Annotated in this window: 9 protein-coding genes; all 9 read left to right on the top strand. The window is 70.1% G+C overall.

Annotated elements, in window-relative coordinates; translation table 11 throughout:
* Positions 1–452: 452 nt before the first annotated feature.
* Positions 453–1,382, top strand: a complete 930-nt coding sequence (thrB, locus tag ACZ6I3_RS38760) for a homoserine kinase (RefSeq protein ID WP_469421033.1) — start codon at positions 453–455, stop codon at positions 1,380–1,382.
* Positions 1,383–1,784: 402 nt separating this feature from the next.
* Positions 1,785–3,839, top strand: a complete 2,055-nt coding sequence (gene rho / locus ACZ6I3_RS38755; protein ID WP_469421032.1) for a transcription termination factor Rho — start codon at positions 1,785–1,787, stop codon at positions 3,837–3,839.
* A gap of 129 nt (positions 3,840–3,968) precedes the next feature.
* The gene (locus tag ACZ6I3_RS38750; RefSeq protein ID WP_469421034.1) at positions 3,969–5,762 is read left to right on the top strand and encodes a trypsin-like serine protease; all 1,794 of its coding nucleotides are present in this window, start codon (positions 3,969–3,971) and stop codon (positions 5,760–5,762) included.
* Between the two features lie 211 nt (positions 5,763–5,973).
* Entirely contained in the window at positions 5,974–7,110 is a 1,137-nt protein-coding gene (locus ACZ6I3_RS38745; protein ID WP_469421031.1) for an LCP family protein, read from the top strand.
* Between the two features lie 170 nt (positions 7,111–7,280).
* Positions 7,281–7,502 carry a 50S ribosomal protein L31 gene (gene rpmE, locus ACZ6I3_RS38740; protein ID WP_003992975.1) on the top strand — a complete coding sequence of 74 codons (222 nt, stop codon included), beginning with the start codon at positions 7,281–7,283 and terminating at the stop codon, positions 7,500–7,502.
* Between the two features lie 108 nt (positions 7,503–7,610).
* Positions 7,611–8,687 carry a peptide chain release factor 1 gene (prfA, locus tag ACZ6I3_RS38735; protein WP_469421030.1) on the top strand — a complete coding sequence of 359 codons (1,077 nt, stop codon included), beginning with the start codon at positions 7,611–7,613 and terminating at the stop codon, positions 8,685–8,687.
* Positions 8,688–8,720: 33 nt separating this feature from the next.
* Complete coding sequence (prmC, locus tag ACZ6I3_RS38730) at positions 8,721–9,566, top strand: peptide chain release factor N(5)-glutamine methyltransferase (RefSeq protein ID WP_469421029.1); 846 nt, start codon at positions 8,721–8,723, stop codon at positions 9,564–9,566.
* Positions 9,567–9,645: 79 nt separating this feature from the next.
* Positions 9,646–10,293 carry an L-threonylcarbamoyladenylate synthase gene (locus ACZ6I3_RS38725; protein ID WP_382832890.1) on the top strand — a complete coding sequence of 216 codons (648 nt, stop codon included), beginning with the start codon at positions 9,646–9,648 and terminating at the stop codon, positions 10,291–10,293.
* A complete protein-coding gene (locus ACZ6I3_RS38720) occupies positions 10,290–10,970 on the top strand; it encodes an arsenate reductase/protein-tyrosine-phosphatase family protein (protein WP_215118527.1) in 681 nt (226 codons plus the stop codon). The genes ACZ6I3_RS38725 and ACZ6I3_RS38720 overlap by 4 nt, the downstream gene beginning before the upstream one ends.
* The last annotated feature ends 68 nt before the right edge of the window (positions 10,971–11,038 follow it).

Here is an 11,038-nt window from a genome sequence, read left to right as displayed (position 1 = left end):
TGTCTCCCCCCGAAGACGTTGTACCCCCCACCCCCCCCCCCCCCCCCCCCCCCCCCCTCCCACCCCCCCCCCCCCCCTCCCCCCCCCTCCCCCCCCCCCCCCCCCCCCCCCCCCTCCCCCCCCCCCCCCTCCCTCCCCCCCCCCCCCCCCCCGGTCCGGCGTAAGACGGCGCTTGCCCGGGGAAGTTCCCCGCAGGGGGTGCACAGGGCTCATACGACACGCATCGTGCGCCTCCTGTGCGCCCTATGTCGCCACAGAACCTTCTTTCGATAGGCTGTACTGAACCCGCCCGCCGCATATGCCTCCGCATAGAGCACGGTGCCGCGCCGTCTTTGCGGCCGGGACAGCGGCCGGCCATCCCGGTCGGCAGCGGCCCCCAGGGTTCTCGTACGCATCGAATGTCCATCGAACGTCATTCGACAATCACGCAGCTCAAGGAGAGTCATCGAGCGATGGCCGGTCCAGCGTTCCGCGCCGCCGCCGTCCGGGTGCGCGTCCCCGCCACCAGCGCCAACCTCGGCCCGGGCTTCGACGCCCTCGGCCTCGCGCTGGGGTTGTACGACGACGTCGTCGTCCGGGTGGCCGACTCCGGGCTGCACATCGACATCGCGGGTGAGGGCAGCGAGACGCTCCCGCGCGACGAGAAGCACCTCCTCGTCCGTTCCCTGCGCACGGCCTTCGACCTGCTCGGCGGACAGCCGCGCGGCCTGGAGATCGTCTGCGCCAACCGCATTCCGCACGGCCGGGGCCTGGGCTCCTCCTCGGCCGCCATCTGCGCCGGGATCGTCGCCGCCCGGGCCGTGACCATAGGCGCCGACGCCAAGCTCGACGACACCGCGCTGCTCGAACTCGCCACCGAGATCGAGGGCCACCCCGACAACGTCGCGGCGTGTCTGCTGGGCGGCTTCACCCTTTCCTGGATGGAGGGCGGCGCGGCCCGCGCGATCAGGATGGAGCCCGCCGATTCCATCGTTCCGGTGGTTTTCGTGCCCGGAAAGCCAGTTCTTACGGAGACGGCGCGCGGCCTGCTCCCGCGCTCCGTTCCGCACGTCGATGCCGCCACCAACGCCGGCCGGGCCGCCCTGCTCGTCGAGGCCCTGACCCGGCGCCCCGAGCTGCTGCTGCCCGCCACCGAGGACCGCCTGCACCAGGAGTACCGCGCACCCGCCATGCCCGAGAGCGCGGCGCTGGTGGAGCGGCTGCGGGCCGAGGGCGTCCCCGCGGTCATCTCCGGCGCCGGACCGACGGTCATGGCGCTGACCGACGCGGGCACCGCCGACAAGGTCGAGGCCCTGGCGGGCGCGGACTGGGCCGCGAACCGGCTGAGCCTCGATCAGCAGGGCGCGAGTGTTCTTCCGCTCGCGGCCCCCGGTGACTTCTAAAAGCACACGGTTGCCGGATTTCGAGAGGGGGAATGTTTGTTGGATCCGGTAGTGTTAACCTCAAGTCTGCACCCGACCCCACCATGGCGAGGTGCCTCGTGTCCCCGTCCGGGACAGACATTCTTCCGGGAGCCCCCCAAGCCGCACTGTGTTTTGTACGTCGGACCGTACGCCGTACGCGGACACTGAGCGGGGCGCAGGGCACGCTCCGGAACCGGTGCGACCACGCCGCGTGACACTGACACTGGGTGCCACGGCTCAAGGAAGCGCCATCACCAGATTCCTCCGCCGCTTAGGCGGACCACCGCCCCGGCACGGTTCACACCACACGGACCGAAGTCGGACAGCACAACCGGTCGCCGAGCCAGACAGGCCGACGTCCGCTCCAGGGAAGGACCCTTCGTGAGCGACACCACCGATCTGATGGGCGCACGTGTCGAGGAGACAGCTGCCGCGCCCGCCACGGACGCCTCCGCGCCTGCCAGCGGTGCCGGCTCCCGGCGGCGCCGCGGTACCGGCCTCGACGGCATGGTGCTGGCCGAGCTGCAGCAGGTCGCATCCGGCCTCGGTATCAAGGGCACCGCGCGTATGCGCAAGAGCCAGCTGATCGAGGTCATCAAGGAGACGCAGGCGTCCGGCGGCGCCGCTCCGGCCGCGAAGGCCGACGCCCCCGCCGAGACCAAGCCGAAGCGCCGCGCCACCTCCCGGACCCGTACGGGGGACACCGCCGAGAAGGCGGAGAAGAAGGCGGACGCGAAGCAGGCCTCCGAGGCTCCCGCCGAGAAGGCCGACAAGGCCGTGGCCCAGCAGCAGATCGAGATCCCTGGCCAGCCCGCCAGTGACGCGCCTTCCGAGCGCCGTCGTCGCCGGGCCACCGCCGACGCCGGATCCCCGGTCTCCGCTCCTGAGACGGTCGCCGCCGAGGCGAAGAACGAGGCCAAGGCCGAGGCTCCGGCGCAGCAGTCGCAGCAGCAGTCGCAGCAGCAGTCCCAGAACGACGCCAAGTCGGACTCCGGCGACGGCGGCGAGGGCCGCCGCCGTGACCGTGACCGCGGCCGTGACCGCGGCCGGGACCGTGACCGCGGCGGGGACCGTGACCGCGGCGGCCGGGGCAACAAGGGCGACGACCAGCAGGGCGGCCAGCGCGGCCAGCAGCAGAACCAGCAGCAGGGCGGCGGCGGTCGTCAGGACCGTGGCCAGCAGCAGCAGGACGACGACGACTTCGAGGGCGGCCGTCGTGGCCGTCGCGGGCGCTACCGCGACCGCCGTGGCCGTCGAGGCCGCGACGACGTGCAGGAGCCGCAGATCACCGAGGACGACGTCCTGATCCCCGTCGCGGGCATCCTGGACATCCTCGACAACTACGCCTTCATCCGCACGTCCGGCTACCTGCCCGGCCCGAACGACGTGTACGTCTCCCTCGCCCAGGTCCGCAAGAACGGCCTGCGCAAGGGCGATCACGTCACCGGTGCCGTGCGTCAGCCGAAGGACGGCGAGCGCCGCGAGAAGTTCAACGCGCTGGTCCGCCTGGACTCCGTCAACGGCATGGCGCCCGAATCCGGGCGCGGGCGGCCGGAGTTCAACAAGCTGACGCCGCTGTACCCGCAGGACCGGCTCCGCCTGGAGACCGACCCGGGCGTGCTGACCACCCGCATCATCGACCTCGTGTCGCCGATCGGTAAGGGCCAGCGTGGTCTGATCGTGGCCCCGCCGAAGACCGGCAAGACCATGATCATGCAGGCGATCGCCAACGCGATCACGCACAACAACCCCGAGTGCCACCTGATGGTCGTCCTGGTCGACGAGCGTCCGGAAGAGGTCACCGACATGCAGCGGTCGGTCAAGGGCGAGGTCATCTCCTCGACCTTCGACCGCCCGGCCGAGGACCACACGACGGTCGCCGAGCTCGCCATCGAGCGCGCCAAGCGGCTGGTCGAGCTCGGTCACGACGTGGTCGTCCTGCTGGACTCCATCACGCGTCTGGGCCGTGCGTACAACCTCGCCGCCCCGGCCTCCGGCCGCATCCTGTCCGGTGGTGTCGACTCGACCGCGCTGTACCCGCCGAAGCGCTTCTTCGGTGCCGCGCGGAACATCGAGGACGGCGGCTCGCTGACCATCCTCGCCACCGCGCTGGTGGACACCGGCTCCCGCATGGACGAGGTGATCTTCGAGGAGTTCAAGGGCACCGGCAACGCGGAGCTCAAGCTCGACCGGAAGCTCGCCGACAAGCGCATCTTCCCGGCGGTGGACGTGGACGCGTCCGGCACCCGTAAGGAAGAGATCCTGCTCGGCAGCGACGAGCTCGCCATCACCTGGAAGCTGCGCCGCGTGCTGCACGCGCTCGACCAGCAGCAGGCGATCGAGCTGCTTCTCGACAAGATGAAGCAGACGAAGTCGAACGCCGAGTTCCTGATGCAGATCCAGAAGACGACGCCGACGCCGGGGAACGGCGACTAGGCATCTTTTGGCCAAAGGGCCGCCCCCGTCCGGAAAGGGACGGGGGCGGCCCTTTGTGGTGTTCGTGTGCAGGTAGGATCACGCTCTTCGAACATGTGATCCCGAGGGGGGACCTACGTGGGTACATCCATGCCTGGGGGCGGTCGGCACAGACGCCGGATACGCCTCGCACTGCCCGTCACCGCGGCCGGTGTCGCGGCTGCCGTGGCCGCCGCGCTGCTGACGACGTCCGCCGACGCGGCCACCCCGCTGCCGCAGCCGACGGTCAAGCCCGCCACCAGCTCGCCGTCGTCCGCCGAGCTGGAGAAGCGCGTCGCGGGCGCCCTGGCCGGCGACGACATCGCGGGCAAGACGAGCAAGGCGTCGCTGAGCGCGAGCGCGAACGCGAACGAGGGCCGTATCGACCCGAAGATCATCGGCGGCAGCCAGACCACCATCACCACGGCCCCGTGGATGGCGCAGCTCCACTACTTCGACGACCGGGGCACCTCGAGCACGAGCGACGACATCGGCTTCTTCTGCGGCGGCGCCGTCGTCTCGCCGACGAAGATCCTCACCGCCGCCCACTGCGTCAAGGGCTACGACTGGAACGCCAACGGCGCGGTCGTCACCGGCACCGCCCAGCTGCCCTCGGCAAACGGCACCGACCTGCACGGCGGCACCGCCACCGCCGTCTGGCGGCAGTGGAACCACCCGTCGTACAACGCGTCGACCATCGACAACGACATCGCGGTGCTCACCCTGCCCGAGCCGGTCAAGGCCAAGCCGATCCGGATGACGACCTCCGGCGACACCGCCTCGTACAAGGCCGGTACCAGCGCCAAGGTCTACGGCTGGGGCCGCACCAGCTCCACCAGCGACGACATCTCCGAGAAGCTGAAGACGGCCACGCTGCCCGTCCAGTCCGACGCCACCTGCGCCGGTGCCTACGGCCGGGACTTCGTCAAGGGCCACATGGTCTGCGCGGGCAAGCCCGCCACCGGCAGCGACTCCGGCACCACCTCCGCCTGCAACGGCGACTCCGGCGGCCCGCTGGTCGTCAACAACCGGATCGTCGGTGTCGTGTCCTGGGGCGTGACCGACTGCGTCGCGAAGGGCGCCTACAGCGTCTTCAGCAAGGTCAGCACGTACGTCGGCGCTGCCTATCCGCGCGTCGACGACACCAACATCAGCGGCGACCACAAGGCCGACCTGTGGGTGCGCAACGCCTCCACGAAGACCGGCTACTCCAAGGACTCCAAGGGCACGTCGTTCGCCGCCCGCCAGTCCTGGGGCAACTGGGACGGCTTCAACGTCGTCCTGCAGACCGACTTCGACCGCGACGGCTACCAGGACCTGGTCTACCGGCGCAGCAGCGACGGCGACGTCTTCTGGACCCACTTCGTGCTCGCCGACAACGCCTGGGCCACCAAGAAGATCGCCGACAACTGGAAGTCCCGCACCCGCATCATCACCCCCGGTGACGTCACCGGCGACTACCTGTCCGACCTGCTCTCGGTCGACTCGGCGGGCGTCATGTGGATCTACCCCGGCAAGGGCAACGGCACCTTCGCGTCCCGCGTCAAGGTCGGCTCCGGCTGGAACCAGTACAACTCCGTGCGCGGCAAGGGCGACTTCACCGGTGACGGCAAGACCGACCTGATCGCCCGCAGCAAGTCGGGCAGCCACATCTACCTCTACAAGGGCACCGGCAAGTCCGGTTCCGGCGCCTTCTCGGCCCGGGTCAAGGTGCGCTCCTGGGGCGGCTACAACGCCTTCGACGCGACCGGCGACATGACCGGCGACGGCAAGGCCGACTTCCTGGCCCGCACCCCCGGCGGCACGCTCTACCTGTACCCGGGCACCGGCAAGGCGACCAGCGAGATCTTTGCCACAAGGAAGTCCGTAGGCACCGATTTCAAGCAGTACGACATCTTCGGCTGAAACCGCTGGTGAGCGGGATATACCCCCGCTGTGACGAACACGCACTGTGCCCACCGCCGTACGCGGTGGGCACAGTCCGTTGTGCAACCCTTTCCCGAGTTTCCCCGTCTGACCAGGCGGAGCGACGATGGTGCCAGGGAGTGGTCCTCCGACCGATTACGCCTGGCACCGACCGCAGGGGGTAATCGACCGAAGACGAGCCGAGGAGCACATGTCTGCCGAGAGCACGCCGGGTCCGGGTATACCGGGCGAGACCGGCACCACCGGATCGCGCCACCGAGCCAAGGGCCGACGCCGCAAGCCCCGCAAGCCTCACAAGGGCCTGATGATCACGGCCTGGACCGCTGCGGGCATCGTCGTCCTGGGCGGGACCGGGGCGGGATACGTGTACTTCAAGCTCAACGGCAACCTCAAGAGCGTCGACATCGACCAGGCCCTCGGCACCGACCGGCCCAAGAAGGCCGACAACGGCTCCGAGAACATCCTGGTCCTCGGCTCCGACACCCGCGCCGGCGGCAACAAGAAGCTCGGCGGCGGCACCGACGACGGCAGCGCCCGCTCCGACACGGCGATGATCGTGCACGTCAACAAGGGCCACAAGAAGGCCAGCGTGGTCTCCATCCCGCGTGACACCCTCATCGACCGGCCCTCCTGCACGGACACCAAGGGCAAGCAGTACCCCGCAGCGAACAGCGTCATGTTCAACTCCGCGTACTCCACGGGCGGGGCCGCCTGCGCCGTGAAGACCGTCGAGTCGATCACCGACCTGCGCATGGACCACTACCTGGAGGTCGACTTCGCCGGCTTCCAGACCCTCATCGACGACCTCGGCGGCGTCGAGGTGACCACGAGCAAGGCCATCGACGACCCCGACAGCCACCTGAAGCTGAAGGCCGGCACCCACAGACTCGACGGTGAGCAGGCCCTCGGCCTGGTCCGTACCCGGCACGGTGTGGGCGACGGCTCCGACCTCGGCCGCATCCAGCTCCAGCAGGCCTTCATCAAGGCCCTGCTCCACCAGGTCAAGGACGTCGGCGTCTTCTCCAACCCGAAGAAGCTCTACGACCTCGCCGAAACCGCGACCAAGACGGTGACGGCCGACTCCGACCTCGGCTCGGTCAACAAGCTCGCCTCCTTCGCGAACGGCCTCAAGGGCATCACCCCGTCGAACATGAACATGGTCACGATGCCGGTCGCCTACGACCCCGCCGACCCCAACCGGGTCCTCCTCCAGGAAGAGAAGGCCGACCAGATCTGGAAGGCCCTGGAACACGACAGGCCGATCCCGAAGAGCGCGACCAAGGGCTCGGCAACCGGTGAAGCGAACGGTGTGGTGTCGTCCTCATAGGGGCGCGGGGAACTGCGCGAGCAACCCGATCCGGCCCGCGGGGAACAAACAACAGCAACCCCCGGTTTTGGGGGATGGCCCCAGTCCTGGCAGACTGGTACGTCGGCTCCGGTTCACGCTCCCGCATCCCGCGTCAGCGACCCGGCGCCCTCCCGAACCTAGGAGACACCTTGAAGCGCGACATCCACCCCGAGTACGTCGAGACGCAGGTCAGCTGCACCTGCGGCGCGTCGTTCACGACTCGCAGCACCATCGAGTCCGGCACCATCCGTGCCGACGTCTGCTCCGAGTGCCACCCGTTCTACACGGGCAAGCAGAAGATCCTCGACACCGGTGGCCGTGTGGCCCGCTTCGAGGCCCGCTTCGGCAAGGCCGCCGGCTCCAAGAAGTAGCGAGCCCCATTTCGCCGGTCCGCGGACGCGCCCCCTCACCGGGCGCTCCGGGACCGGCGTTTTTGGTCGCCCGCCCCTTCACCCCCCGTCCGTACACAGGAGCCCAAGATGTTCGAGGCCGTCGAGGAACTCGTAGCCGAGCACGCCGACCTGGAGAAGAAGCTCGCCGACCCGTCGGTGCACTCCGACCAGGCCAACGCGCGCAAGCTGAACAAGCGTTACGCCGAGCTCACCCCGATCGTCGCCACGTACCGCTCCTGGACGCAGACGGGCGACGACATCGGGACCGCGCGCGAACTGGCCGCCGACGACCCCGACTTCGCGGCCGAGGTCAAGGACCTGGAGCGGCAGCGCGAGGAGCTCACGGAGAAGCTGCGCCTCCTCCTCGTCCCGCGCGACCCCAGTGACGACAAGGACGTCATCCTCGAGATCAAGGCCGGCGCGGGCGGCGACGAGTCGGCGCTGTTCGCCGGCGACCTGCTGCGCATGTACCTGCGCTACGCCGAGCGGGTCGGCTGGAAGACCGAGATCATCGACGCCACCGAGTCCGAGCTGGGCGGCTACAAGGATGTCCAGGTCGCCGTGAAGACCAAGGGCGGCCAGGGCGCCACCGAGCCCGGCCAGGGCGTCTGGGCGCGGATGAAGTACGAGGGCGGTGTGCACCGCGTGCAGCGGGTGCCGGCGACGGAGTCCCAGGGCCGTATCCACACCTCCGCGGCCGGTGTGCTGGTCACGCCGGAGGCCGAGGAGGTCGACGTGGAGATCAACCCCAACGACCTCCGGATCGACGTCTACCGCTCCTCCGGGCCGGGCGGACAGTCCGTCAACACCACCGACTCCGCCGTGCGCATCACGCATGTTCCCACCGGAGTCGTCGCCTCCTGCCAGAACGAGAAGAGCCAGCTGCAGAACAAGGAGCAGGCACTGCGTATCCTGCGCTCGAGGCTGCTCGCAGCGGCGCAGGAGGAGGCGGAGAGGGAGGCCGCCGACGCCCGCCGCAGCCAGGTCCGCACCGTCGACCGCTCCGAGAAGATCCGCACGTACAACTTCCCGGAGAACCGCATCTCGGACCACCGCGTCGGCTTCAAGGCGTACAACCTGGACCAGGTCCTGGACGGCGACCTCGTCGCGGTGATCCAGGCGTGTGTCGACGCGGACTCGGCGGCCAAGCTGGCCGCCGCGTAAGACACGTAGGAGTACGAGTACCGGAGGACTTGCGTGAACCTGCTGCTCGCGGAGGTGGCCCAGGCCACCCAGCGGCTCGCCGACGCCGGCGTGCCCTCGCCGCGCACCGACGCGGAGGAACTCGCCGCGTTCGTGCACGGCGTCAAGCGCGGCGAGCTGCACTCCGTCAAGGACTCCGACTTCGACGCCCGTTACTGGGAGGTCATCGCCCGCCGCGAGGCCCGCGAGCCGCTCCAGCACATCACCGGGCGGGCCTACTTCCGGTATCTGGAACTCCAGGTCGGCCCCGGGGTGTTCGTGCCGCGCCCCGAGACCGAGTCCGTGGTCGGCTGGGCCATAGACGCCGTACGGGCCATGGACGTCGTGGAGCCGTGCATCGTCGACCTGTGCACCGGCTCGGGCGCCATCGCGCTCGCCCTCGCCCAGGAGGTGCCGCGCTCGCGCGTGCACGCCGTGGAGCTGTCCGAGGACGCCCTCAGGTGGACCCGCAAGAACGTGGAGGGGTCCAGGGTCGAGCTGCGCCAGGGCGACGCCCTGACGGCCTTCCCCGACCTGGACGGCCAGGTCGACCTGGTCATCACCAACCCGCCGTACATCCCGCTCACCGAGTGGGAGTACGTCGCTCCGGAGGCCCGGGACTACGACCCCGACCTGGCCCTCTTCTCCGGCGAGGACGGCCTCGACCTGATCCGCGGCCTGGAACGCACCGCGCACCGGCTGCTGCGCCCCGGCGGCGTCGTGGTCGTGGAGCACGCCGACACCCAGGGCGGCCAGGTGCCGTGGATCTTCACCGAGGAGCGGGGCTGGGCCGACGCGGCCGACCATCCGGACCTCAACAAGCGCCCGCGTTTCGCCACGGCCCGCAAGGCGCTGCCGTGAGCACACCGGACACCCCGAGCGCACAGCAGTCTTCGCAGTCTTCATCCCAGCAGCACGTGTACGAGGAGGCCAGCTAAAGATGGCACGGCGATACGACACCAACGACGCGACCGACCGCGTGACCGGTCTGCGTGAGGCAGCGTCCGCCGTCCGCCGTGGCGAGCTGGTGGTGCTGCCGACGGACACGGTGTACGGCATCGGCGCCGACGCGTTCTCCTCGGAGGCCGTCGCCGACCTGCTGGACGCCAAGGGCCGGGGCCGCAACATGCCCACCCCCGTCCTCATCGGCTCCCCGAACACCCTGCACGGGCTCGTCACGGACTTCTCCGAGCTGGCCTGGGAGCTGGTCGACGCCTTCTGGCCCGGCGCGCTGACCGTCGTCGCCAAGCACCAGCCGTCCCTCCAGTGGGACCTCGGGGACACCCGTGGCACCGTCGCCGTGCGCATGCCGCTGCACCCGGTCGCCATCGAGCTGCTCACCGAGGTCGGCCCGATGGCCGTGTCGTCCGCCAACCTCACCGGCCACCCGGCGCCGGAGGACTGCGACGCCGCGCAGGAGATGCTCGGCGACTCCGTCTCCGTCTACCTCGACGGCGGCCCGACCCCCGGCAACGTGCCGTCGTCGATCGTCGACGTGACCCGTGAGGTGCCGCTGCTGCTGCGCGCGGGCGCCATCTCGGCCGACGAGCTGCGAAAGGTCGTACCCGACCTCGAGGTGGCGAATTGACGGCCCCTGGAGCGGGGCGTGGCATAGGCAACGGGGAAAGCGCGGCGGAGATCACGACGACGTTCGTGGGACTTCCGCGTGACAGCTTCCGCATCCTCCACGTCAGTACCGGCAATGTGTGCCGCTCGCCCATCACCGAGCGGCTGACCCGTCATGCCGTGCGGGAGCGGCTGGGGATCCTGGGCGGCGGGCTGATCGTGGAGAGCGCGGGCACCTGGGGCCACGAGGGCGCGCCCATGGAGTCCCACGCGGAGACCGTCCTGGCCGACTTCGGCGCGGACGCCTCCGGTTTCACCGGGCGTGAGCTCCTCGACGAGCACGTGATCCGCGCCGACCTGGTGCTGACCGCCACCCGGGACCACCGGGCCCAGGTCATCTCGATGGGGCACTCGGCGGGCCTGCGGACCTTCACGCTCAAGGAGTTCACCCGTCTGGTGAAGGCCATCGACCCGGCGACCCTGCCGCCCCTGGAGGAGGGCGTGGTCACCCGCGCGCGTGCGCTGGTGCGTGCCGCGGCGGCTCTACGCGGGTGGCTCCTGGCGCCGAACGCCGAGGCGGACGAGGTGTACGACCCGTACGGGGCGCCCCTGACGTTCTTCCGGTCCATCGGGGACGAGATACACCAGGCACTCGATCCGGTGGTCACGGCCCTCACGGGTGTCCCCGCGAAGACGTAACCGATCGAGCGCCCCGGGGGCCCCGGGCCTACATTGGACGTACGTCACCGTCGACGCCGCCCGGAGCC

The sequence above is a fragment of the Streptomyces sp. NPDC041940 genome, from assembly GCF_055589465.1.
This window is presented reverse-complemented; position numbering and strand designations above follow the sequence as displayed.